Origin of the sequence: Arthrobacter sp., assembly GCF_048266065.1 — a bacterium.
Classification (GTDB): Bacteria; Actinomycetota; Actinomycetes; order Actinomycetales; family Micrococcaceae; genus Arthrobacter_H.
In genome coordinates, this window is the sequence record NZ_JBLXAH010000012.1 from 31673 (window position 1) to 55878 (window position 24206).

General features: G+C 67.1%; 24 protein-coding genes. 4 read left to right on the plus strand and 20 right to left on the minus strand.

All coding sequences use genetic code 11. The features are described 5' to 3' along the window. Positions 1-3: 3 nt before the first annotated feature. The 6 genes from priA to ACN0TP_RS16445 form a co-directional block, all read right to left on the minus strand. Positions 4-741: a bifunctional 1-(5-phosphoribosyl)-5-((5-phosphoribosylamino)methylideneamino)imidazole-4-carboxamide isomerase/phosphoribosylanthranilate isomerase PriA gene (priA, locus tag ACN0TP_RS16420; RefSeq protein WP_417220708.1), complete on the minus strand. Its 738-nt coding sequence runs from the start codon at positions 739-741 to the stop codon at positions 4-6. Between the two features lie 74 nt (positions 742-815). Next, the gene (locus ACN0TP_RS16425) at positions 816-968 is read right to left on the minus strand and encodes a hypothetical protein (RefSeq protein ID WP_417220711.1); all 153 of its coding nucleotides are present in this window, start codon (positions 966-968) and stop codon (positions 816-818) included. Next, positions 968-1606 carry an imidazole glycerol phosphate synthase subunit HisH gene (hisH, locus tag ACN0TP_RS16430; protein WP_417220713.1) on the minus strand — a complete coding sequence of 213 codons (639 nt, stop codon included), beginning with the start codon at positions 1604-1606 and terminating at the stop codon, positions 968-970. The genes ACN0TP_RS16425 and hisH overlap by 1 nt, the downstream gene beginning before the upstream one ends. After that, entirely contained in the window at positions 1607-2191 is a 585-nt protein-coding gene (hisB, locus tag ACN0TP_RS16435; RefSeq protein ID WP_417220816.1) for an imidazoleglycerol-phosphate dehydratase HisB, read from the minus strand. Positions 2192-2284: 93 nt separating this feature from the next. Next, positions 2285-3409 carry a histidinol-phosphate transaminase gene (locus ACN0TP_RS16440; RefSeq protein WP_417220715.1) on the minus strand — a complete coding sequence of 375 codons (1125 nt, stop codon included), beginning with the start codon at positions 3407-3409 and terminating at the stop codon, positions 2285-2287. A 70-nt stretch (positions 3410-3479) separates the two neighbouring features. Further along, entirely contained in the window at positions 3480-3884 is a 405-nt protein-coding gene (locus tag ACN0TP_RS16445) for a LysM peptidoglycan-binding domain-containing protein (RefSeq protein ID WP_417220717.1), read from the minus strand. 263 nt (positions 3885-4147) lie between these two features. On the opposite strand from ACN0TP_RS16445, the gene lexA reads away from it, so the two are divergent. Next, complete coding sequence (lexA, locus tag ACN0TP_RS16450) at positions 4148-4870, plus strand: transcriptional repressor LexA (protein WP_417220720.1); 723 nt, start codon at positions 4148-4150, stop codon at positions 4868-4870. A 57-nt stretch (positions 4871-4927) separates the two neighbouring features. Here lexA and ACN0TP_RS16455 read toward each other — a convergent pair whose 3' ends face one another. Both ACN0TP_RS16455 and hflX read right to left on the minus strand, forming a co-directional pair. After that, complete coding sequence (locus tag ACN0TP_RS16455; protein WP_417220723.1) at positions 4928-6946, minus strand: ATP-dependent DNA helicase; 2019 nt, start codon at positions 6944-6946, stop codon at positions 4928-4930. Continuing rightward, positions 6939-8498: a GTPase HflX gene (gene hflX / locus ACN0TP_RS16460; RefSeq protein WP_417220726.1), complete on the minus strand. Its 1560-nt coding sequence runs from the start codon at positions 8496-8498 to the stop codon at positions 6939-6941. Before hflX ends, ACN0TP_RS16455 begins: the two co-directional genes overlap by 8 nt. Positions 8499-8686: 188 nt before the next feature. On the opposite strand from hflX, the gene ACN0TP_RS16465 reads away from it, so the two are divergent. After that, on the plus strand, positions 8687-9328 hold the full coding sequence (locus tag ACN0TP_RS16465) for a class I SAM-dependent methyltransferase (protein ID WP_417220728.1): 642 nt from the start codon (positions 8687-8689) through the stop codon (positions 9326-9328). Here the strand turns inward: ACN0TP_RS16465 and dapF are convergent. The 6 genes from dapF to ACN0TP_RS16495 form a co-directional block, all read right to left on the minus strand. Next, positions 9325-10266: a diaminopimelate epimerase gene (dapF, locus tag ACN0TP_RS16470; protein ID WP_417220730.1), complete on the minus strand. Its 942-nt coding sequence runs from the start codon at positions 10264-10266 to the stop codon at positions 9325-9327. The genes ACN0TP_RS16465 and dapF overlap by 4 nt on opposite strands. 9 nt (positions 10267-10275) lie before the next feature. Further along, positions 10276-11190 (minus strand): tRNA (adenosine(37)-N6)-dimethylallyltransferase MiaA, encoded by a 915-nt coding sequence (gene miaA, locus ACN0TP_RS16475; RefSeq protein ID WP_417220733.1) that lies wholly within the window; start codon positions 11188-11190, stop codon positions 10276-10278. A gap of 6 nt (positions 11191-11196) precedes the next feature. Further along, on the minus strand, positions 11197-12732 hold the full coding sequence (miaB, locus tag ACN0TP_RS16480) for a tRNA (N6-isopentenyl adenosine(37)-C2)-methylthiotransferase MiaB (protein WP_417220735.1): 1536 nt from the start codon (positions 12730-12732) through the stop codon (positions 11197-11199). Between the two features lie 47 nt (positions 12733-12779). Next, complete coding sequence (locus tag ACN0TP_RS16485) at positions 12780-13394, minus strand: regulatory protein RecX (RefSeq protein ID WP_417220737.1); 615 nt, start codon at positions 13392-13394, stop codon at positions 12780-12782. 26 nt (positions 13395-13420) lie between these two features. Then, positions 13421-14470 (minus strand): recombinase RecA, encoded by a 1050-nt coding sequence (gene recA, locus ACN0TP_RS16490; protein WP_417220818.1) that lies wholly within the window; start codon positions 14468-14470, stop codon positions 13421-13423. Between the two features lie 196 nt (positions 14471-14666). Next, positions 14667-14888, minus strand: a complete 222-nt coding sequence (locus tag ACN0TP_RS16495; protein ID WP_417220740.1) for a DUF3046 domain-containing protein — start codon at positions 14886-14888, stop codon at positions 14667-14669. 48 nt (positions 14889-14936) lie between these two features. On the opposite strand from ACN0TP_RS16495, the gene ACN0TP_RS16500 reads away from it, so the two are divergent. After that, entirely contained in the window at positions 14937-15416 is a 480-nt protein-coding gene (locus ACN0TP_RS16500; RefSeq protein WP_417220741.1) for a MarR family winged helix-turn-helix transcriptional regulator, read from the plus strand. 106 nt (positions 15417-15522) lie between these two features. On the opposite strand, the gene ACN0TP_RS16505 is transcribed toward ACN0TP_RS16500, so the two are convergent. From ACN0TP_RS16505 to dapA, 6 genes are all read right to left on the minus strand, one after another. Further along, entirely contained in the window at positions 15523-15960 is a 438-nt protein-coding gene (locus ACN0TP_RS16505) for a helix-turn-helix domain-containing protein (RefSeq protein ID WP_417220742.1), read from the minus strand. A gap of 168 nt (positions 15961-16128) precedes the next feature. Next, positions 16129-16617, minus strand: coding sequence for a CinA family protein (locus tag ACN0TP_RS16510; protein WP_417220744.1), 489 nt, complete (start codon positions 16615-16617; stop codon positions 16129-16131). After that, the gene (pgsA, locus tag ACN0TP_RS16515) at positions 16614-17222 is read right to left on the minus strand and encodes a CDP-diacylglycerol--glycerol-3-phosphate 3-phosphatidyltransferase (protein ID WP_417220746.1); all 609 of its coding nucleotides are present in this window, start codon (positions 17220-17222) and stop codon (positions 16614-16616) included. The genes ACN0TP_RS16510 and pgsA overlap by 4 nt, the downstream gene beginning before the upstream one ends. A gap of 9 nt (positions 17223-17231) precedes the next feature. Next, on the minus strand, positions 17232-20135 hold the full coding sequence (locus ACN0TP_RS16520; protein WP_417220748.1) for a DNA translocase FtsK 4TM domain-containing protein: 2904 nt from the start codon (positions 20133-20135) through the stop codon (positions 17232-17234). A 49-nt stretch (positions 20136-20184) separates the two neighbouring features. Then, positions 20185-21891, minus strand: coding sequence for a ribonuclease J (locus tag ACN0TP_RS16525; protein ID WP_417220750.1), 1707 nt, complete (start codon positions 21889-21891; stop codon positions 20185-20187). Positions 21892-21906: 15 nt separating this feature from the next. Beyond that, entirely contained in the window at positions 21907-22824 is a 918-nt protein-coding gene (dapA, locus tag ACN0TP_RS16530; protein ID WP_417220752.1) for a 4-hydroxy-tetrahydrodipicolinate synthase, read from the minus strand. 153 nt (positions 22825-22977) lie between these two features. Here dapA and ACN0TP_RS16535 point away from each other — a divergent pair, with 153 nt between their 5' ends. Beyond that, the gene (locus tag ACN0TP_RS16535) at positions 22978-24201 is read left to right on the plus strand and encodes a heparan-alpha-glucosaminide N-acetyltransferase domain-containing protein (protein ID WP_417220755.1); all 1224 of its coding nucleotides are present in this window, start codon (positions 22978-22980) and stop codon (positions 24199-24201) included. Positions 24202-24206 lie beyond the last annotated feature (5 nt).

The following is a 24206-nucleotide window of genomic DNA, read 5'->3' on the forward strand; positions in this document are numbered from 1 at the left end:
CGGCTACCGGCGTCCCGCGACGTCCAGGGCCTCCGGCAGGGTGAACTGCCCCGTGTACAGGGCCTTCCCGACGATGGCTCCCTCGACACCCTCCGGAACGAGCGCCCGCAGGGCACGCAGATCCTCGAGGTTGGAAATGCCGCCGGAGGCGACAACGGGTCGGCTCGTTTTCGTGCACATCTCGCGCAGCAGTTCGATGTTCGGTCCGCGCAGGGTGCCGTCCTTGGTCACGTCCGTGACCACGTAGCGGGCGCATCCGGCGTCTTCCAGCCGCGACAGGACGTCCCACAGGTTGCCGCCTTCACTGGTCCAGCCGCGACCGGCCAGCGTCGTGCCACGAACGTCGAGGCCGACGGCGATCTTGTCACCGTGCCGGGCGATCGCCCGTGCCGTCCACTCCGGCGCTTCCAGGGCTGCGGTTCCGAGGTTCACGCGTGCGGCACCGTACTCGAGTGCCCGTTCCAGGGATTCGTCATCACGGATGCCCCCGGACAGCTCGACCTTGATGCCGAGTTCGCGGGAGATGCGCGAGACGGCTTCGGTGTTGCTACCCCGGCCGAAGGCTGCGTCCAAGTCCACCAGGTGCACCCATTCGGCTCCGTCCTGTTGCCAGGCCAGCGCGGCCTCCAACGGGTCACCGTAGCCCGTTTCGCTGCCGGCTTCGCCTTGGACGAGCCGAACGGCCTGGCCGTCTGCAATGTCGACTGCGGGCAGAAGTTCGAGGATGTTGTTCTGGTTCATGGTGGGGTCTCCGGTCGTCGTCGGGGCTGGGCGTCCCGGTGCGGTGGTTCCGGGCGCTGCCCGGTGGCGGTGGTCTATTTGAGAGTGAGGATGTATGCGGCCAGCAAGGACATGCCTGCCAGGACCCACGCGGTGATGATCCAGGAAATGTGGGCCTTCTGCTGGCGCAGCGACAAGGCCCCTCCGGCAAGGACTCCTCCGAGCGCCATCAACAGGATGCTCCACATCAGGCGAGGGTTCCCAACCAGTTGGACAGCAATTGGGCGCCGGCATCCCCGGACTTCTCGGGATGGAATTGAACGGCCGACAGGGGACCGTTCTCGACGGCCGCGATGAAGCGGCTGCCGTGTTCGGCCCAGGTGACCGATGGCGGCGTCATGCGCGGCTGGGCCACCGGGAAGTCCCACTTCTGCACGGCATAGGAATGGACGAAGTAGAAGCGTTCGTCCTCGATGCCGGCGAAGAGCCGTGAACCGGGCGCTGCTTCCACGGTGTTCCACCCCATATGCGGTACCACGGGGGCTTCCAGCCGTTCAACGACCCCGGGCCATTCGCCGAATCCCGCAGTGCGGATCCCGTGTTCGATGCCTTCCTCGAAGAAAACCTGGTGTCCGACGCAGATGCCCAGCACCGGCCGCCCGCCGGCGATGCGGCGGCCGATGCGTGGACCGGCGCCGACGTCCTTGAGTGCCTTCATGACACTGGCGAAGGCGCCGACTCCGGGGACGACCAGTCCGTCGGCTTGGCTGATGTCATCGGCGGTGCTGCTCAGGGTGACTTCTGCACCGACATGTTCCAGTGCGCGCACCGCGGAGCGGATGTTGCCGGAGCCGTAGTCCAGGACGGTGATCCGGGGGCCGGCCACCTAGAGCGCCCCCTTGGTCGAGGGGATGGCTCCGCCGGTCCGCGGATCGGGTTCGACCGCCTCGCGGAGCGCGCGGGCGAACGCCTTGAACTGTGCTTCGACGATGTGGTGCGGATCGCGGCCGGATACGACCTGCATGTGCAGGCAGATCTGGGCGTGCAGGGTCAGCGCCTCGAAGACGTGGCGCGTCAGGGAACCGGTGAAGTGCCCGCCGATGAGGTGGTATTCCTGCCCGGCCGGTTCACCGCCGTGGACCAGGTAGGGGCGCCCGGAGATGTCGACGACCGCATGGGCCAGTGCCTCGTCAAGCGGAACCGAGGCTTCCCCGAAACGGCGGATCCCCGCCTTGTTGCCCAGCGCAGTGCGCAGCACTTCGCCCAAGGTGATGGCCACGTCTTCCACGGTGTGGTGGACGTCAATGTGGGTGTCCCCGGTGGCCTGGACGGTGATGTCGATCAGCGAGTGCTTGGCCAGGGCGGTGAGCATGTGGTCGTAGAACGGGACACTCGTGCTGATGTTGGCAACGCCCGTGCCGTCCAGGTCGATTTCGACGACGACGGTGGACTCGCTGGTGGCACGCTCCATGCGGGCGCGGCGACCACTGAGCAGTTCTGCAGACACAGACATTCCTTCGGTGGGGGTGGAGGGGACGGCGGCTGAGGCCGCCCGGGGTCAAGTCTAGCTGGCGTGCCCTGCCGGGGCCGAGGCAGACTGCAGCGCTTCAAGGGCTTCCAGGAAGGCGGTTGTCTCGCCTTCGGTGCCCGCAGTGACCCGCAGATGGCCCGGGATGCCGACGTCGCGGACCAACACGCCGGCGTCGAGCAGCCCCTGCCATGTCCTGCCGGCGTGCTCGAGGCCACCGAAGAAGACGAAATTCGAATCGCTCACGGCTGGTTCCAGCCCCATCCGGGTGAGCTCGGAAACGATGCGGTCGCGCTGCACCTTGATGTCCTCGACAGTCGCCAGCAGTGCGGCCACCTGTTTGAGTGCCGCGTTGGCCGTGGCTTGCGTGACCGCGGAGAGGTGGTAGGGCAAGCGGACCAGCCGAAGTGCGTCGGCGATCTCGGGGGCCGCTGCCAGGTAGCCCAGGCGCGCGCCTGCCAGGGCAAAGGCCTTGCTCATCGTCCGCGTGACCACGAGCCGCTCACGCCCGGGTAGGAGGGTGAGGGCAGATTCGGTACCTGCGAGGGCGAACTCCGCGTAGGCCTCGTCGACGATGACGATCGCGTTGCTGGCTTGGCCCGCTTCGTAGACTGCCTCCACGACATCCAGACCCAGGGCCGTTCCCGTGGGGTTGTTGGGCGAGCACAGGATCACGAGGTTCGGGGCCGCTGCGGCTACCTGGTCGGCGGCGGATGCGGCGCTCAGTTCGAAGCCCGTCCCCCGTTGCCCGGCCACATAGGTGGTGTCGGTACCACTGGCCAGCAGGGGGTACATCGAGTAGGTCGGCGGGAAGCTCATGACGCTGCGACCGGGTCCCCCGAAGGCCTGGAGGATCTGCTGCAGGACTTCATTGGAACCGTTGGCGGCCCAGACGTTCTCGGCGGTCAGGCCATGTCCCAGGTAGTCTGCGAGCCGTTCGCGTAGTTCGGTGAATTCGCGGTCCGGGTATCGGTTCAACGACACGGCCGCCGCGGCCACATCTTCGGTGATCGCGCGGCTGACGGAGGCCGGGAGCGGATGCGTGTTTTCGTTCACGTTCAGCAGGACGGCGACGTCAAGTTGCGGTGCGCCGTAGGGTTCGATGCCACGCAGGTTCTCCCGCAGTGGCAGTTTGGCCAGTCGTTCCAGCTGATTACTCACCGGCCCATTCTAATTCGGGGGTCGGTCAGCGCGGGAATCCAAAGGCGGGCCGGGGGTCATATTCGCGCGTTCAGCGGCTCGACGGGACGAAGATCTGCTGCCCCGGAACCAAGACAGAACCTGCCAGGTCGTTCATTTCGGTGATCTCGGCCACCACTTCCTGCCGATCGCGATCCGGTGCGAACTCGGCCGCCAAGCCCCACACGGTGTCTCCCTGCATCACGGAAACCGTCGTGGCGTCCACGGGAGCGGTCCCCGATGCCCCGGCGGCCATCACGGGTGCCGTGAAGATCCCGGCCAGCACCAGAAGGGCAGTCGCTCCCAACATCACCGGCAGTCCAATGAGCAGGAACCGCCCACGGCGGGTGAGCCGCAGCCGAGGCGACCGTGCGTTCGACTGGGCGACGCGTACGGTCCGTGCGTCGGTGCGGTCAACGATGTGGAGCACCGGGGCAGTCAAAGCGATCTGAGCCATGGTCTTGCCTTCCTCTCGACCCGCCGTTGCGGGTACCGATTGCGGATGCCGCCACCCGCTTTCGAACTCTTGTTCGAACTTCTCGTACATTTTTAGCATCTATCTACGAACCTTGTCGAGACACGTTCGAATAAATCTTTGAACGACCGTGTCTCCTGCCCTAGAGTGGGGGCAACGGTTGAACGGATGTGAGTCCATCAGCCGCATCCGACAGATTGCGCACAGGCCCGGTACGCCGGCGATTTACCAGAACGGGATGGACCATGAGCTCAGCGGAGAATCCGACGCCGAAAAAAGCATCCAAGGGCCTGACTGCTCGGCAGAAGCGGATCCTGGAGACCATCCAGCGGGCCGTTGCCGACAAGGGTTACCCGCCGTCCATGCGCGAAATCGGCGATACCGTCGGACTGGCCAGCCTGTCCAGCGTCACCCACCAGTTGAGTCAGCTGGAGAAGCTCGGATACATCCGGCGTGACCCGCGGCGCCCCCGGGCGATGGAGATCCTGTTGCCCCTCAGTCTCGGGTCCACGACGGCACAGAATGGTCCGTCCGGGGAATCGGCCTCCACCGGCGCAGCGCATCTTTCCATCGTCGAGCTGGATTCGTCCTCCGACGTGGCCAAGGTCCCATTGGTGGGAAGGATCGCTGCCGGCGGCCCGATCCTGGCGGACCAGTCGGTGGAAGATGTCATGACATTGCCACGGCAGCTGGTCGGGCACGGTGAACTGTTCATGCTCAAGGTCAGCGGAGACTCAATGGTCGAGGCGGCCATCTGCGATGGCGACTGGGTCGTTGTCCGGCGCCAGCAGCATGCAGAAAACGGCGACATCGTTGCCGCCCTCCTGGACGACGAAGCCACGGTGAAGACGTTCCGCCAGCGGGACGGGCATACATGGCTGCTTCCCCAGAACCGCCAGTACGAACCCATCCTCGGTGACCACGCCACGGTCATGGGGAAGGTCGTCTCCGTGATGCGTTCCATCTAGAACGCCCTCCTAGCACCGATCCCCTGTCCTGCCTCCCAGGACGGGGGATCCTTGCGTTCAGGAGTCGCTGGCTGCGATCCGTGCCAAGGCGCCCAGAACGACGTTCTTGTCGGTCGTGGCCCACATGGGAGGCAGGGAGGCACGCAGGAAGTTGCCATAGCGTTCGGTAGCCAGTCGCGAGTCCAAGACCGCAACGACGCCGCGGTCCGTGGTGGAACGGATCAGCCTCCCCGCGCCTTGGGCGAGCCGTACGGCGGCATGGGAGGCCGACACGGCCATGAAGCCATTGCCTCCATGACGGGCGACGTCGCGGCTACGCGCCGTGCTCAGCGGGTCGTCGGGGCGCGGGAAGGGGATCCGGTCGATCACCACCAGACGGCACGATGGACCAGGGACGTCGACCCCCTGCCAGAGCGTCATCGTCCCGAACAGGCACGTATCGCGTTCATCCGCGAACTGCTGGACCAGCGTGGACATGCTCGACTCACCTTGGCAGAGGATCTCCGGGTCCACGCGCGGGCGCAGGGCTTCCGCGGCTTCTTCTGCTGCCCTGCGTGAGGAGAAGAGAGCCAGGACTCCCCCGCCGGAGGCGCCGATCAGGTCGGCCAGTTCATCCAGGGCCTCCGCCGAGACATTGCGGGAGGGCTTGGGCAGATGGCGCGCGACGTAGAGCATGCCCTGTCGCGTGTAGTCAAAGGGACTGCCCACATCGACGCCGGTCCAGGCCGGCGCCCCTTCACCGAGCAGACCCAGGGAACCGGCGACGGGTTCGAAGGCGGCGCCGATGGCCAGAGTCGCCGACGTCAGCACGACGGTCCGGCCGTCGAAGAGCCCCTCTCGCAGCTTTCCGGCAACCGAAAGCGGGGCCACATTGATGGTGGCCGGCGAGGAGTCATCGGGGGCCGCATAGCCGGAGCCGGGGGTGAAGGTCCCTTGACGTGAAATCCAGATGACTTCGTGGTCGTCAGCCGGTCCGTCGAGCCGGTCGCATTGCTCCACCAGATACAGCAGCTGCGACCGCGCCATTTGCCGGCCGCCGTCGGCGGTTTCACCGTTGGTCGGCTTCGAATCCGAGAGCGCGACACGCGCCGCTTCCCGGACGGCGGTGACGGCCAGTCGTTGTTCGTCGTTCAGCCCCTTGGGCATCAGCCCGGTGGGAACGCCGTCCAGGGAGTCGGCCAGGGCCTTGCCGGCACGGCTCAGGGCCTCCACGGCGACGCCCTTGCAGTTGCGACGAGTTGCGGTGGCCGCATTGGAGACGAGAGCTGCCGACAGCGGCCGGGTGACGGAGCTGGTGACCCGGTCCTGGAGCTCATGGGCCTCGTCGATGATGACGGTGTCGAATTCGGGCAGTACAGCCAGACCCTCGAACGCGGACACCGCGAGCATCGCGTGGTTCGTGATGACGATGTCGGCTTCGCCGGCCTTCTTGCGGGCCAGTTCACTGAAGCACTCTTCTGCCATCGGGCATTTCTGCGCCCCCAGGCAATCCATGGCGCTGACCGAGACCTGCCTCCACGCTCGCTCGCTGACCCCCGGCACCAGATCGTCCCGGTCCCCCGTTTCGGTCTCCTCGGCCCATTCCCTGACGCGTACGACTTCCTGCCCCAGGGCGGATGACGGTCCGGCTCCGGCGGTGAGGGGGCGAGCCGCACCGTCGTCGCCCAGGGCAAAAAGGGCCCCTTCGTCCTCATCGGGGTACCCGCCACCGAGCTTGTACTTGCAGACATAGTTGGAGCGCCCCTTGGCCAATGCCACATCAAGGCGCCGCGGCAGCTCCTCGTCGAGGTTTTCGAGCAACCGGGGTAGGTCACGCCCGACAATTTGCGCCTGCAGTGCCAGCGTGGCGGTGGAGACCACTACCGGCTTTTCGGCATCCAGTGCATGTGCGATCGCCGGAACCAGGTAGGCCAGCGACTTGCCCGTTCCCGTACCCGCCTGAACCAGGAGGTGCCGCCCCGTATCGAGGGACTCCACGACCTGGCGCGTCATCTCGTGCTGCCCGGGGCGGCTCTGCCCGCCCATGCGTTCCACGGCGCGGTCCAACAGGGCGACAACGTCTTGTACTTCAGCCATGGACGACGAACGGCTCCAATTCCGCGGCGAGTACGCCGCGCACCTTGACTGACATGCGGGTACCCTCGGCCGTGTGTTCGGTCGAGAGGATTTCGGCATCGGTGCCGTGCAACCGGTTCACCAGGTCGCCACGGCCATACGGGATGAGCAGTTCCATGCCCACATCGGGCCGCGGGATCGAGGAGCTGATGCGCTCCAGCAACTCGGGGATGCCTCCCCCGGTGCGAGCGGAGACGACGACATGGTTCGCTTCACGCTGGCGGATGCGTTCGACGACGAACGGGTCGGCGATGTCTGCCTTGTTCAGCACGATGATTTCCGGGATGTTCTGCGCATCGACCTCGGTGAGGACCTGGCGAACGGCATGGATCTGCCCCTCGGGATCCGGGTGCGAGGCGTCCACCACGTGCAGGATCAGATCGGCGTCGGCGATCTCCTCCAGTGTCGAGCGGAAGGCCTCCACGAGCTGCGTCGGCAGGGATCGAACGAAGCCCACGGTGTCCGCGATCGTATATCCGACGCCGTCCTCGGTTTCCGTCCGCCGTACTGTCGGGTCGAGGGTGGCGAACAGGGCGTTTTCGACCAGCGCTCCGGCATCGGTGAGCCGGTTCAACAGTGAGGACTTTCCGGCGTTCGTATATCCGGCGATGGCCACCGCCGGCACCGCGTTGCGTTTGCGATTCGAGCGTTTGGCCTCTCGAGCTGGTTTCATGCCCTTGATTTCACGGCGGAGTTTGGCCATACGGTCACGGATGCGCCGACGATCCAACTCGATCTTGGTCTCACCGGGGCCGCGCGAGCCAATGCCACCGCCAGCTGTGCCCACGCGGCCGCCTGCCTGGCGTGACATCGATTCACCCCAGCCACGCAGGCGGGGCAGCAGGTACTCGAGTTGGGCGAGTTCAACTTGCGCCTTGCCTTCACGGCTTTGGGCATGCTGGGCGAAGATATCCAGGATCAACGCGGTGCGGTCAATGACCTTGACCCGGACGATGTCCTCCAGTGCACGACGCTGGGATGGTGCCAGTTCGGAGTCGATGACGACTGTGTCGGCGCCGGTGCTGGCAACGATGTCACGCAGTTCCTGGGCCTTGCCCGATCCCAAATAGGTCCCGGGGTCTGGTTTCATGCGGCGTTGGACGAGTCCGTCGAGAACCTCCGACCCTGCCGTTTCCGCCAGGGCAGCCAGTTCACGCAGCGAGTTCTCGGCGTCCTGGGCCGTTCCATCAGTCCAGATGCCGGCCAACACGACGCGCTCGAGGCGCAACTGCCGGTACTCGACCTCGGTGACGTCCTCGAGTTCGGTGGACAATCCGGCGACGCGACGCAGGGCATTGCGTTCGGCCAGGTCCCGCTGTTCTCCATCGGATGCCGAGTGTCCGTTGCCGTCCGCACCCAGGGCCAGGGCCTTGCCGTCCAGGGACGGGCCACCGCGGTGGCTGGCTGCGTGGCCAGCAGCATCATCCGTGGCCAGGATGCGGTCGATGACGGACTGGATCTCGTCCTCGTTGAGGTCGTGATCGCGTGGATTGGGCTCGTTGTGAGTGGTCATGTTCCCCTTTGAAGGTGCTTGCACCAATTCTAGTCCGGCCCGCCGTCGCGTCGAGGTTTTCCTCCAGCGGCCGAATACGAAACCTGCTTCGGCATGCCAAGTGATTGGGAATACTCTATCACTGGTTGTGATGCACGGTCATCCCGGTGATTGGCTTTGTCGTCCACTCGGCGGTTAATCTTCCATGCATGGGTTCGGACCACTATTTCAGCGCACAACCGTCAACGCCGTTCACCCGCAAACAGATCCGGGTGTTCCTCGGTGGTGCCGAACGCACTGTCAACACGGCCGGTGGCATCTTCAGTCCCGACGGCGTGGACAAGGGCACGGCCGTGCTGTTGTCAGAGGTGCCTGCCCCGGCTCCTGCCGGAAACCTCTTGGACATCGGGTGCGGTTGGGGACCCATCGCCCTGAGCATGGCCCTGGCCTCACCGGGGGCGACCGTCCACGCAGTGGATGTCAACGAACGCAGCCTGCAGCTCACCCGCGAAAACGCCGAGGGGCTTGGGGTGGACAATCTTGTGGCCACGACGCCCGAGTCCGTGGACCCCTCGTTGCGATTCCAGACCATCTGGTCCAATCCCCCGATCCGGGTGGGAAAGGACGTGCTTCATGGGATCCTGCTGCAGTGGATGCCCCGCTTGGCTCCGGGGGGAACTGCATGGCTGGTGGTGCAGAAGAACCTCGGGTCGGACTCCCTGCAGACCTGGCTCTCACGGGAGCTGCCCACCGGCTTCACGGTCTCCCGCCACACGACCGCCAAGTCATTCCGGCTGCTGCGTGTCGACAGGCCTGCCGATGGCACCAACGGGGACGCTGCCGGGAGCTAGTTCAGGATGCCCTCGGCCACCAGGACGGCGGGGCCGTCCAACACCACGTGTTCGCGGCCATCCGGGCCGGCCACGAAGGAGATGGCGACAGTGCCTCCGGGGACGTGGACATCCCACCGGTCCGCCGCAATGCCGCCGGCCCAGTGACGGGTGGCCACGACGGCAGCGCAAGCCCCGGTTCCGCAGGAGCGGGTCTCCCCCACACCGCGCTCGTGGACGCGCATGCGGATCGTGCCTACCCCGTCGCTGACGAGGGGATCGGACGGCAGGACGAATTCGACGTTGGTCCCGTGGGGAGGAACCGGGTCCACGAGTGGTGACCGATGCAGGTCCAATTCGTCGAGTTCCGCGGCTTCGGAGAGCGCGACGACTGTATGCGGGTTGCCCATGCCCACGCTGAGTGCCGGGCGGGGAACTTCCAGACCCGCGTCGACAATGGAGTCAAGGGCCCGTTCTTCGGCCTTTTCGGGAAAGGTGAAGTCCCACGGTCCCATGTCCACAGCGTAACCGGCGGAGGAGCGGGTGATGACCTTGGCACCCGCCCGGGTGCCAATGGTCAGTGCCTGGCCGTCGTCCAGGGTGACGAATCCGCGGCTGATGAGGAAATGGACGAAGACCCGCACTCCATTGCCGCACATTTCGGAGACCGACCCATCGCCATTGCGGTAGTCCATGAACCACTCGGCGTCCGGGTGTTCGGCCAGCACGGCCCGCCCTTCGGACAGGATTGCCGATCTGACGGCGCGGATGAAGCCGTCCGCCCCCAGGCCGAGATGCCTGTCGCACACTGCGGCGACCTGTTCGGGCAGGACGTCCATGGCGCCGTCCGGATCGGCGATGAGGATGAAGTCGTTGCCGGTTCCGTGGCCCTTGGTGAAGGCCATTCCGGAGAGTTCCCGGAGTCGTGCTGCATGCTGTTCTGGGACACTGGCGCTCATGCCACTAGCCTACCCACCGGTTGAGGTGTCGAATTCACCCACTGCGGCACGGATGCGGTCCTCCGAGGTGGGGTCGAGGGCGTCGAACCAGTTGACCCGGGGGTCGGCGCGGAACCAGGTGAGCTGTCGGCGGGCGAACCGACGTGTCGCAATCGTGGTCGATTCCACGGCCTCCTCCACGGTGGAGGTGCCGTCGATGACTTCGAGGAATTGTGCATAGCCGATGGCGCGGGACGCAGTCTTGGTTGCGCGCACCCCGCGGGCGGCCAGGTCCCTGACCTCGGAGAGGAGCCCCGCCTCATGCATGCCCCGCACGCGTTGTTCGAGCCGTTCATGCAGGCGGGCACGATCCAGATCCAGCCCGATCTGGAGGGTGGGTTGCCGGTAGGTGCGTTGGGGCATGTAGGAGCTGAACGGTCGACCGGTGATTTCGTGGACTTCAAGGGCCCGCACGAGCCGGCGTTCGTCGAGTCCGCGCGCTGCGGAGACCGGGTCCGCGGATGCGAGTCGTTGCCGGAGCCCGGCGGTGCCGTGTTCGGCTGCTTCGACTTCCAGCCGGCGTCTGATGTGGGGGTCGGTGGGCGGGAATTCGAGTTCGTCGATGACGGCACGGACGTAGAGTCCCGAGCCACCGACCAGGATGGGCAGGTGTCCACGTTCCTGGATTCCAGCGATGGCTTCACGGGCCTGCCGCTGGAAGGTGGCGACGCTGGCTTCCTCGCTGATGTCCATGATGTCCAGCAGGTGGTGGCGGATGCCGCCGCGTTCGTCCTCACCCAGTTTGGCCGTGCCGATGTCCATGCCCCGGTAGAACTGCAGGGCGTCGGCATTGACGATCTCTCCGCCGAACTGCCGGGCCAACATGATCGCGGTGGCGGACTTTCCGGTTCCCGTTGGGCCGACGACGGCGATGAGCGGTCTCACGGGGCGTTAGGCACGTGGCGGAAGCGAAGGCATCCCCAACGAGACGCCTGTGCCGCCCGCCGTGGATCCGCTGCCGACACCGCAGGAATCTGCTTGGGACCTGTCCCCGGCGTCCCCGGCCCGTGACCGGCGAAGGTGGTAGTCACCCACTGTCGCGGGATCGGCGACGAGGTGGAAGGCTGCTGCTTCGTTGACCTCCACGGTGACCAGATCCCCGGGCCGTGGTTGTTCGGCCCCCTCCGGCACCGAGAAGTGCACGAGGCGCTGGTCGCGCGCGCGGCCGGAAAGCCGGTGGGTTTGCTCGGCCTTGCGACCGGATCCTGCCGTGACCATGACCTCAACCTGCCGGCCCACCTGGCGGGCGTTTTCCTCGGCGCAGATGCGGTCCTGCAAGGCAGTCAGCCGTTCGTAGCGTTCCTGGACGACCTCCTTGGGCAGCTGGTCCGGCAGATCCGCGGCCGGGGTGCCCGGCCGCTTGGAGTACTGGAACGTGAACGCGCTCGAGAACCGCGACTTCTCCACCACATCAAGGGTTGCCTGGAAGTCCTCCTCGGTTTCCCCGGGAAATCCGACGATGATATCGGTGGTGATGGCCGCCTCGGGCATGCGTTCGCGGACGCGGTCCAGGATCCCCAGGAACTTCTTCGACCGGTAGGACCGGCGCATGTCCTTGAGGACCTTGTCCGAGCCCGACTGCAAGGGCATGTGCAGTTGCGGCATGACGTTCGGGGTATCGGCCATGGCGTCGATGACGTCATCGGTGAACGCGGCCGGGTGGGGGCTGGTGAACCGCACGCGTTCGAGCCCGGGGATCTGGCCACAGGCACGCAGCAGCTTGCCGAACGCCAGCCGGTCGCCGAATTCGACACCGTAGGAGTTCACGTTCTGCCCCAACAGTGTGACTTCGATGGCCCCATCATCGACGAGCGCTTGTACTTCGGCGAGGATGTCGCCGGGGCGCCGATCGCGTTCCTTGCCACGCAGCGAGGGCACGATGCAGAAGGTACACGTGTTGTTGCAGCCCACCGAGATCGAGACCCACCCGGAGTAGACGGAATCGCGTTTGGTGGGAAGGGTGGAGGGAAAGACGACGAGGGACTCGAGGATCTCGAGCTGGGCCTCGTTGTTGTGCCGGGCCCGTTCAAGCAACGTGGGCAGGGAGCCGACATTGTGTGTGCCGAAGACGACGTCAACCCAGGGTGCCTTGCGCAGAATCGTTTCGCGGTCCTTTTGCGCGAGGCAGCCCCCGACGGCGATCTGCATTCCAGGGTGCTGTTCCTTGACGTGGGCGAGCCGGCCCAGGTTCCCGTAAAGCTTGTTGTCTGCGTTCTCCCGCACGGCGCAGGTGTTGAACACAACGACATCGGCTTCACCGTCGCCACCTGGATCCGCCCGGGGAACCATGCCGGCCTCCTCGAGCAGGCCGGCGAGCCGCTCCGAGTCGTGGACGTTCATTTGGCAGCCATAGGTGCGGACCTCATAGCTGCGCGGGGGGACGTCGGTGGAGGGGACGGGATCGATGCTGGGAATGGTCAAACTCACCCCTCTAGGGTACCGAACGGCTGCCCAGCCGGGGAACCGGCCGGGGCTCAGTGGCTGTCCAGCGTCCAGACTTCGTTGACGACCCGGAATGCGGTGCCGGGGCCATACCCCTTGCGCCCCAGCATGGAGACCAGCCGGCGTACGCCCTTGTCGCGGTCCAGGCCGGCCGGCAGGGTCCGCACCTTCTTCCGAACCAGCTCGCGGGCCATCTCCAGTTCGTCGTCATCGTCGAGTTGTTCCAAGGCCGCGGCGGCCAACTCGTCGTCGATGCCCTTCTCGCGCAGTTCCCGGCCCAAGGCGGAGCGGGAGAGCCCCCGGGTCCGCGCCCGGCTGATCACCCACGAGTCGGCGAAGGCGCCATCGTCGATGAGCTGGAGCTCCTCGAAGCGGTCCAGGGCCTGCCGGGCAACGTCCTCGGGGATCCCGCGATCGGCCAATTTCTCCGAGAGCTGTTTCCGGCTCTTCGCGGAACCAGTGAGTTGGCGCAGGATGATGGCCCGGGCTGCGGCCTCCGGATCCTCCGTGGGTCCATGCTCGGCCGTGGTCCGACGCGGCTTGCCGCCCCGTCGTCCCCGGCCGGTGCTGTTTCCACTGGCGTCTGGCCCCCCACCCGGATCATCGGTGGCCGCCGGCTCGTTGCGATCCGCTGGTATCGAGTCCATGCTGCGTCCGCTCCGGTCGAGGGGAATTAGGAGTCGGTGCCCACGGCACGGAGCTGCGGGTCGCCCGGCTCCTCCGGCTGGACGCCAATGCCGAGCTTCTCCTTGATCCGGCGTTCCAGCTCATCGGTCAGGTCGGGGTTGTCCCGCAGGAACTTGCGGGCATTTTCCTTGCCCTGCCCGAGCTGGTCGCCGTCGTAGGTGAACCAGGCACCCGACTTCTTCACGAAGCCCTCTTCGACGCCCATGTCGATCAGGCCGCCTTCGCGGGAAATGCCCACTCCATAGAGGATGTCGAATTCGGCTTGCTTGAACGGCGGGGCCATCTTGTTCTTGACGATCTTGGCACGCGTGCGGTTGCCGACGGGGTTGGTCCCCTCCTTGAGGGTTTCGATGCGGCGGACATCGATGCGCACGGAGGCGTAGAACTTCAGCGCCTTGCCGCCCGTCGTCGTCTCGGGGCTGCCGAAGAAGACACCGATCTTCTCGCGCAACTGGTTGATGAAGATGGCCGTCGTCTTGGTCTGGCTCAGACGTCCTGCGATCTTCCGCAGCGCCTGGCTCATCAGGCGGGCCTGCAGGCCCACGTGGCTGTCTCCCATTTCGCCTTCGATTTCGGCGCGGGGCACGAGGGCTGCCACGGAGTCGATGACGATGACGTCCAGCGAACCCGAGCCGATCAGCATGTCCATGATCTCGAGTGCCTGTTCACCGGTATCCGGCTGCGAGACCAACAGGGCGTCGGTGTCGACGCCCAGCTTCTGGGCGTATTCGGGGTCCAGCGCGTGCTCGGCGTCGATGAAGGCGGCGATTCCGCCATTGCGTTGGGCGTTGGCGACCGCGTGCAGGGCCAACGTCGTCTTACCCGAGGATTCCGGTCCGTAGATCTCCACGACGCGGCCACGCGGGAGTCCGCCAATCCCCAGGGCGATGTCCATGGCGATCGATCCGGTGGGGATGACCTCGATCTTGGCGCGGGTATCATCACCCAAGCGCATGACCGATCCCTTGCCGTACTGCTTGTCGATCTGCGCGAGCGCGGATTCGAGCGCCTTTTCGCGGTCCATTGCTGCGGCCATCATTCACCTCGGTTGTGTTGCGGCCCTACGGCCTGTTGTCGTCCTGTTTCACACGGTATGCGTCGCACCGGACAATTTGGTGCTGCCCCCGGTTCCTGTGGAGAACCGCGGTGCCGTTCCGTGCACCGTCTCTTGTCACATCCTACAGCTCTTCCGAACACATGTTCGAACATGTGGACGGCGTGTCACGGCTCCCCTACTTCCGCGGGGCGATGTCCCGGCCCAGTCGCCGCTCGTGGGGGACATCCTGCTTCTCGCACACGGCCAGCCAGATCCTGCGGGGCTCGATCCCCGCCGACAGGGCCTGCTGGGCGCTTCGGTCGCCCAGGTCCGACAACACCAGTTCGGAGGCCAGGACGCGGGAATAGCCTGCCCCGAATTCATCGTCCATCAGCCGCCAGAAGTCGCTTAGTCTCACATCGTCCATTCTTCCACGTGCCGGTCGTTCCGACCCTAAGATGGTGCCATGAATGAACCTGCCACCGTGGCCAGTGAAGCCGCGCAGCGAACCCAGGCGATCCATGACATGGAGGAGCAGTTGAGTTTCCTGTGGCGTCGGGCACGGGCCAACGGCAACAAGGTGGCCAAGCAGGTCCACCCGGACATGGAGCCGGGGGCCTACGGGCTGCTCGCCGCCTTGCAGCGCAAGGGCACCCTGCGTTTGACGGAGCTGGCCGCGGAGATCGGGGTGGGCAAGCCCTCGGTGAGCCGGCAGGTGAAGATGCTTGAGGAACTCGGTGTGTTGACCAAGGTCGCCGACCCCTCCGATGGGCGGGCGCAGTCGATCACCCTCACCGAGGTGGGCGCCCGTCAGCTGGCGGCCGCGCAGGACTCGCGGCAACATATTTTCCGTGACTTGTTGGCCGATTGGCCCGATGCGGAGCTCACGACGCTGGCCGGACTGCTGACGAAGCTGAACCGTTCGTACCTGAACGACCGGGGCTGATCACGACAGCAGGCAGGGCAGTCGCTGAAGCGACTGCCCTGCCTGTCGACATCGTCTCGGTGCGTCGTCCCTCCCGGTTTTCGGCCGGGAGACGCGCTGCCAATTCCTAGTGTGACGCGGCGAGGTCCTGGGGAAGGGCCTCGGTCCAATCCTCCGGCAAGACGGTGGAGAACTGGCTGGCGAGGTCCGATGGAACGGTGTCCGGGATGTCCACCCCTTCGGCCATGGCCACGCGATCGCTGACTTCGCGCAGCATCAGGGACAACGGGACGTCGAGGGCCCCACAGATCGATGAGAGCAATTCGGACGACGCTTCCTTCTGTCCGCGCTCCACCTCGGAGAGGTAACCAAGGGAAACACGCGCGTTATGCGAGACCTCGCGCAGGGTCCTGCCCTGCCGTTGGCGGACATCCCGCAGGACGTCGCCGATCTCGTGACGGAGAACTACCATTTTGGGCTCCTTATGCTCGCGACGGGCATCTTCTGCCAGGCCCACATCGCGCCAACGGACGACGCCGTTTACGGATACGGGTTGCTTGACCATGTGTATCGCCTTACTCCTTCAGATCCTGTGCCAGATGCTTGCTGGCCCGTGGGTCCTGCTATGGACCCTTGTAGTTTTTTCAACTCACGGGATCGTCATTTTGTTCCCGGCACCCACACTAGTCATAACCGGGACCGATCTACCAGCGCTGCGGCACACTGTGGACGACTATTTCGATTCCAGCAATTCGGCCAGGACCTCCAGGGCCGCATCCCGTGCCGCCGCGCGGATCTGCTGGCGGTCGCCTGACAGGTGCAGTTCACGGGCGCCGCTGCCCGATCCGCTCGCATGGCCGATGTACACGGTCCCCACTGGTTTGCCGTCGTGGGCGTCGGGTCCGGCGACGCCGGTGCTGGAAACTGCCACGTCGGCGGTGCAGGATTCCCTGGCTCCCACGGCCATCTGGCGGGCGACCTCCTGGTCCACGGATCCGCGTTCCCGCAGCAGGTCGGCGTCAACCCCCAGCAGGTCCTGCTTGACCTGGTTGTGGTAGCTGACGACTCCCCCGCGCAGGACGGCCGAGGCCCCGGGGACGTCGGCGATGGCGCCGGCGATCCATCCGGCCGTCAGGGATTCCGCGGTGGCCACCGTCAATCCCGCCCGGATCCCTGCAGCAACGACCCGTTGGGCACCCAGCGGGGCACCGTCGTCGTTCACGCGGCCTCGCGCCCATCGGGCGCCGGTTTCATCCGGGCCGCCTGGACGATGTAGTCGATGCCGGTGTAGACGGTGATGGCCGCGGCCAGCAGGATCACTGCCAGCGCGAGGACCGTCAACCAGCCGATATCGGGGGTGAAGGGCAGGAGCATGAGGAACAGGCCGGCCGTCTGGGTGACCGTCTTGATCTTCCCGCCCCGCGAGGCGGCGATGACGCCACGGCGGATGACGGCAAAGCGCAGTGCCGTGATGCCCAGCTCGCGCACCAGGATGACGATGGTCACCCACCACCACAGCTCCCCCAACCAGGACAGGGTGACCAGGGCGGCTCCCAGCAGGAGCTTGTCCGCGATGGGGTCGGCGATTTTCCCGAAGTTGGTGATCAACCCGCGGCTGCGGGCCAGGTCGCCGTCGAGCTTGTCCGTGTACATCGCCAGTGCGAACAGTGCCACGGCGACCCAGCGCAGCACGCCATGCTGCTGGTCATCGGCCACCAGGGCCCACACGAAGAACGGGACCATGATGATGCGCAGCGTCGTCAGGACGTTGGCGATGTTCAGGGTCGGGACAGGCTGGGGGTCGGGTTCCACCGGTGTTTCGGTCACAGTCTCAGGTTACCGTCCGGTCAGGTTCCAGGCGTCCTCGGAGCCCGATTCGTCGTCCCCGTCGTCGTACTCCGTGGCCTGGGGGCGCGACGCGAGGTCCTCGGCGACCAGGTCGGTGCCGTAGTGGTTGGCGTTGGCGTTCTCCACCAGGGCCGCCTCGGCCGCCGGGGTGTCCTGGGCGGTGGCCGGTGCCGAGTCCCCCCGCATGGCCGCCAGCACGGCGGGCAGGTCGTCCGGCTTGACCAGCACGTCGCGCGCCTTGGACCCCTCGGAGGGGCCGACCACGCCGCGGGACTCGAGCAGGTCCATGAGCCGGCCGGCCTTCGCGAAGCCGACGCGCAGCTTGCGCTGCAGCATCGAGGTGGAGCCGAACTGGGTGGTGACGACCAGTTCGGTGGCCTGCAGCAGCACCTCGAGATCGTCGCCGATGTCGTCGTCGATCTCCTTCTTGGGGGCCTCGACGGCGACGTCCTCGCGGTAGACGGCGGTGAGCTGGCCCTTGACGTGTTCGACGACCCGGTGGATCTCCGATTCGGTGACCCAGGCGCCCTGGACGCGCATCGGCTTGGAGGCACCCATGGGCAGGAACAGGGCGTCACCCTGGCCCAGCAGCTTCTCGGCGCCGGGCTGGTCCAACACCACGCGGGAGTCGGTGACCGAGGAGGTCGCGAAGGCCATGCGGGAGGGGACGTTGGCCTTGATCAGGCCGGTGACGACGTCGACCGACGGGCGCTGGGTGGCCAGCACCAGGTGGATGCCGGCGGCGCGGGCGAGCTGGGTGATGCGCACGATCGAGTCCTCGACGTCACGCGGGGCGACCATCATCAGGTCGGCGAGCTCGTCGACGATGACCAGCAGGTACGGGTAGGGGCGGATGATCCGCTTGGAGCCCTCCGGGGGCACGACCTTGCCGTTGCGCACCCCCTTGTTGAAGTCGTCGACGTGCTTGTAGCCGAAGTTGGCCAGGTCGTCGTAGCGGGTGTCCATCTCGCGGACGACCCACTGCAGGGCCTCGGCTGCCTTCTTGGGGTTGGTGATGATCGGGGTGATCAGGTGCGGGACGCCCTCGTAGGCGGTCAGTTCCACGCGCTTGGGGTCGACCATGACCATGCGCACCTCGTCGGGGGTGGCGCGCATGAGGATGGAGGTGATCATCGAGTTCACGAAGGACGACTTGCCGGCACCGGTGGCACCGGCGACCAGCATGTGCGGCATCTTGGCCAGGTTGGCGACGACGAAACCGCCCTCGACGTCCTTGCCGACGCCCATGACCATGGGGTGCTCGGTCTTGCGGGCCGCGTTGGAGCGCAGGACGTCGCCGAGGGCGACGACCTCCTTGTCGGCGTTGGGGATCTCGATGCCGATGGCGCTCTTGCCGGGGATCGGCGAGAGGATGCGCACGTCGGAGGAGGCGACAGCGTAGGAGATGTTCTTGGACAGCGCGGTCACGCGTTCGACCTTGGTGCCGGGCGAGAGGGCGATCTCGTAGCGGGTGACCGTCGGGCCGCGGCTGAAGCCGGTGACCTGGGCGTCGACCTTGAACTGGTCCAGGGTGTCGGTCAGGGCCTTCACGACGGCGTCGTTGGCCTCCGAACGTTCCTTGGCCGGCGGGCCGGCCGGCAGGAAATCGGAGGAGGGCAACGTGTAGGCCACGTCGCCGGAGAGCTGGAGCTGTTCGGTCCGTTGCGGGATCGGGGTCAACGGAGCCGGCTGGGCGACCGGGTTGGAGGGCACGCTGGGCGCAGCCGCGCCGGTGGCGGCACCGGCGGCGAGCATGCCGTTGATGGCCGTGGTGTCCAGGGCCTCGGTGGCCGGTTCGCTGTCGGCGCCGGAGCCGAGCCCGACGTCCTCCTTGACCTTTTGCATCGCCTTTTCCGAGGCGGTGGGGCGGCGCACGCCCGGTGGAATGGCAGGTTCCGGCGCGGTGGCCGGGGCCTCGTCGGCATCGTGGATGACCGCCTTGTCGTAGGCCTCGTCGCCGGCGAAGGCCTCGGCTGCCGCAGCTTCGGCCTCCTCTTCACGCTGGCGGGCCCGGGCCGCCTTGCCGAAGCGACGGCTGCGCTTGGGCTTGGGTTCGTGGCGCTCGCGATCGGCATACAGGTAGCTCTGGTCATGCTCGGGATCGTCCGGATCGGCGGGCCCGCCGGAGGCACCTGGCTGGGGCTGGCCCATGATCCATTCGTAGCCCTGGCGGATGCGGGCCGGGATGTGGCGGAACGGGGTGGCCGTCATGATCATCAGGCTCAACACGGCCAGCACGATCATCACGGCCAACGCGCCCCACCGGGTCAACAGGCCGGCCAGCGGGACGCTGACCAGGAATCCGACGACGCCGCCGCCGGCCCAGAGTTCGTCGAACGGGGCATCGAGCGCGGGCAGGCCGGCAACGATGTGGGCGATCCCCGCGATGGACAAGGTGGCCAGGGTCAGGCCGATGCCGATCCTGTTGTTCGCCCGGTTTTCCTCGGGGCGGCGGAACAGGCGGTAGGCGCCGATGAACAGGACCAGGGGCAGCAGGGAGGCCATGAAGCCCAGCGAGCCGCCGAAGATGTTGTGCACCGTGGTGCCGTACCAGCCGACGCCGCGCAGGCCCCACCATTCGACGCTGCCGACGATGACGGCGATGACGACCAGGAACAGGGCGGTCCCGTCGCGGCGGACGTCCCGGTCCGGACGCACGTCCTGGCCGATCTTGCGGAAGGCCCCGCCGACGATGCGTGCCAGGCCCATCCAGAGTCCGCGGATCGCCCGCAACGGCAGGGCCAGGTCGTGGTCCGCCGGGGAGCCGTTGGCCGATGTCCGCGCATTCCCGGGGCGCGACGAACCCGTGCCGGATTTGCCGCGCGCCGGGGTCTTGCCCGTCGGCTTGCGGCCGGAGGCCTTCGTCGGGGTGGGGGAAGTACGGGTCGCCATACGCGTAACGGTACAGGGTCCGGGCCCTCCAGCCCCGGATTTACACGCCTCAGGCCTCCAGCACGACCGGGACGATCATGGGCTTGCGGCGCAGTTTTCGACTGACCCAGGCCCCGATGGTGCGCCGGACGACCTGCTGCAATTGGTAGGTGGTGTGGGTGGGGTTCTTCCGGACCGCTTCCTGGAGCGCTGCGACGATCATCGGCTTGACCTCCTCGAAGACCTTCTGGTCTTCGGCGACGCCCCGGGCGTGGATGTCGGGGCCGGTGACGATGGCCCCGGTCTGCCGGTTGACCACGGTGATGATCGAGATGAACCCCTCTTCGCCGAGGGTCCTGCGGTCCTTGAGGTCGTCGTCGGTGATGCTGCCCACCGCCGAGCCGTCGACGTAGACGAACCCGCAGTCGACCTGGCCGACCTGCCGGGCGACGCCGTCGCGCAGGTCCACGACGGAACCGTCCTCGGTCAGCAGGATGTTCGCCTCCGGCACCCCGGTCTGCCCGGCGATCCGGGCGTTGGCCAGCAGGTGGCGGGTTTCCCCGTGGACCGGCATGGCGTTGCGCGGTCGGATGATGTTGTAGCAGTACAGCAGTTCCCCGGCGGAGGCATGCCCCGAGACGTGGACCGTGGCGGTGCCCTTGTGCACGACGTCGGCGCCCCGTCTCATGAGCCCGTTGATGACCCGGAAGACGGCGTTCTCGTTGCCGGGGATCAGCGAGGACGCCAGGATGACCGTGTCGCCGGGGCCGACGTGGATCCTGTGGTCCCCGGTGGCCATGCGGGACAGGGCGGCCATCGGTTCGCCCTGGGAGCCGGTGGACATCAGCACCACGCGTTCATCCGGCAGCTGCCCGACGTCCTTGAGGTCAACCAGGATCCCCTCGGGGACCTGCAGGTAGCCCAGCCGGGCGGCGATGCCCATGTTGCGCACCATGGACCGGCCCACGAAGGCGACCTGGCGCCCATGGGCGGCAGCGGCGTCGAGCACTTGCTGGACCCGGTGCACATGGGAGGAGAAGGAGGCGACGATGATCCGCTTGGCAGCCCGGCCGAAGAGCTCGCGCAGGACGGGGCCGATCTCCCGCTCCCCCGTCGTGAATCCGGGGACGTCGGCGTTGGTGGAATCGGACATGAACAGGTCCACGCCCTCCTCCCCGAGCCGGGCGAAGGCGCGCAGGTCGGTGATCCGCCCGTCCAGGGGCAGCTGGTCCATCTTGAAGTCGCCCGTATGCAGGACAGTGCCGGCGACGGTGCGGATGAACACGGCCAGGGCGTCGGGGATCGAGTGGTTGACGGCGATGAATTCGCAGTCGAAACCGGCGAAGGCGCGGCGTTCGCCCTCGGCGACGGTGACCAGGACCGGGGTGATCCGGTGTTCGGCCAGCTTGGCCTCGACGAGAGCGAGCGTCAGCTGCGAGCCGATCAGCGGGATGTCCCCGCGCAGGCGCAGCAGGTAGGGCACCGCACCGATGTGGTCCTCGTGCCCGTGGGTGAGCACCACGCCCACGATGTCCTGGAGCCGGTCGCGGAGATGGCCGAAGTCCGGCAGGATCACGTCAACGCCGGGCTGGGACTCCTCGGGGAAGAGCACCCCGCAGTCCACGACGAGCAGCTTCGAACCGATCTCGAACACCGTCATGTTCCGGCCCACTTCGCCGATGCCGCCCAGCGGCACGATCCGCAGCGTTCCCTCCTCCAGTGGCGGCGGGGGGCTCAGACGGGCTGCATCTGCCGGTACGACGACGGTGTCTGGCATCGGGGGCTCCTCTTCCTAGAGGTCGATTCCGGCCTCGGCCAGGTCGGCGCGGATCGGTGCCGCCTCCTCCTCGGTCGGTTCCACCAGCGGCAGGCGCACGTTGGCGTTGGGCAGCACGCCCTGCCAATGCAGGATCGTCTTGGCCGCGACGGCGCCCTGGATGTGGGACATCACGGCCCGCTGGACGGGGTCCAGTTCGAAGTGCATGGCCCGCGCCGTGGCCAGGTCACCGGCCAGCATGGCGTCCACGAGGCGGCGGTATCCGGCGGTGGCGATATGGGCGGAGACGGAGATGACCCCCTTGGCTCCGGCGGCCATCAGCGGCAGCGTCAGCCCGTCGTCGCCGGAGTAGACGTGCAGGTCCGTGTTGGCCAGCACGCGGGTGGTGGATTGGTAGTCGGCCTTCGCGTCCTTCAGGGCCACCACGTTCGGGTGCTCGGCCAAGCGGATCAGGGTCTCGGCGCTGATGGAGATGCCGGCGCGGCCCGGGATGTCGTAGACCATGACGGGCAGGTCGGTGCTGGAGGCAATGGCCTCCACGTGGGCCCGCACCCCCGCCTGGCTGGGCTTGTTGTAATACGGTGCGGTGACCAGCAGCCCGTCGACGCCGAGCTTCGCCGCGGCCTTGGACAGGTGGATGGAGTGGGCTGTGTCGTTGGTGGTGGAACCGGCGATGACCTTCGCCCGTCCACCGACCGCCTCGACGACGGCCCGGAACATGCCCAGGTTCTCCTCGTCGGTCAGCGTGGAGGTCTCCCCCGTGGTCCCGGTGACGACCAGCGAATCGCAGCCGTCCTCGACGAGCCGGGTCGCCAGCGCGGCGGCCTCGTCCAGATCGGCGGCGCCTCCGGCGGCAAACGGGGTGACCATGGCGATGCCCAGGGTGCCGAAGGGGTAATCGTGGCGCGGGGTGTTCGAATCCGAGGCTGACATGGCTTCAACGTTACCCTCAGCACCTGCCGATTTCCGCAGCCCGGCGCGTTGCGTGACCAAGATGACGTGGACCGGCGACGAGGGACCTGCCTTGGTATATTCGACGCGCGGGTTCCCCCGTATCCTCCCCTCTCCACGACAGGCCAGGAACCCATGCCACGACAGCGCACGACGGCCCCGACCCGACGCGTTGCCGGCGTCGATGTGGCCCGCGGCCTGGCACTGCTCGGGATGATGGGAACGCACATCATGCCCCTGACGCTGACCGGATCCCACGGCACCGAGGCGACCTGGGTGGCGCTGCTGTTCGCCGGCAAGGCATCGGCGGTCTTCGCGATCCTCGCCGGCGTGGGGTTGGGGTTGCTGACCGGTGGCAGCACCCCGCACTCCGGGGCCCGCCTCGGTTCGGACCGCCGGTCGGTGGCGGTGCGGGCACTGCTGATCACCGCGATCGGACTGGCCGCAGGATCCCTGGACACGAACGTCGCGGTGATCCTGGTCCACTACGGGCTGCTGTTCCTCATCGCGTCGGCCTTCCTGGGGCTGCGGTTGCGCACCCTATGGTGCATCAGCACCGGTTGGCTGCTGCTGGCACCGGCGCTCTGGTACCTGCTGCTCCCGTGGGTGCAGACCCACGTCGAACCAGCCACCGCGGGGGCCTCGCCCGGGCTCGGCGACGTGCTGCGCCCGGCCACGCTGCTGGCCGACCTCTTCGTCACCGGCTACTACCCGGTGCTGGTGTGGACCGGGTTCGTGCTGCTGGGCCTGGCGGTGGGCCGCTGCCGGCTGCAGCTGCCGCCCGTGGCGCTGGCGTTCACCCTGGGCGGGGCGGCCCTGGCCGTTGGCGCCCGGATGCTCTCGGACCAGTTGCTCGCCTCCCACCCCGGTGCCGTGCAGGCCCTGGGGGCGATCACGCGGGACAACGGCCTGCCGTTGGACGCCGCGCTGGCGTCCGGTCGGGGCCTGGCCGGCATCGAGGCGACGCCCTGGTGGTTCGCGATCTCCGCCCCGCACAGCAGCGCGCCGCTGGACCTGCTGCACGTCGCCGGCACCGCCCTCGCCGTGCTGGGCGTGTGCCAACTGGTGGCGATGGCACTGGCGGCGCTGCTCGGCGGCGTCGGTGAGGCGCTGCTGTGGCCGCTGTCCGGGGCGGGATCGGCGACGCTGACCCTCTACACCGGGCATCTGGTGGCGTTGGATCTGCTGGGCACTGCCACCGCCGGGATGCCGCGGCTGGGCCTCTACCTGTGGTTCGTCGTCGTCGCACTGCTGGTCGGCATCGCGTTGAAGTGGGCCGGACGCCGCGGCCCACTCGAGGCGGCCGTGCACACGCTCTCGGAGGCCGCCGCGGGGCGGTCGGCCAGCACCGCCCACTGACACCG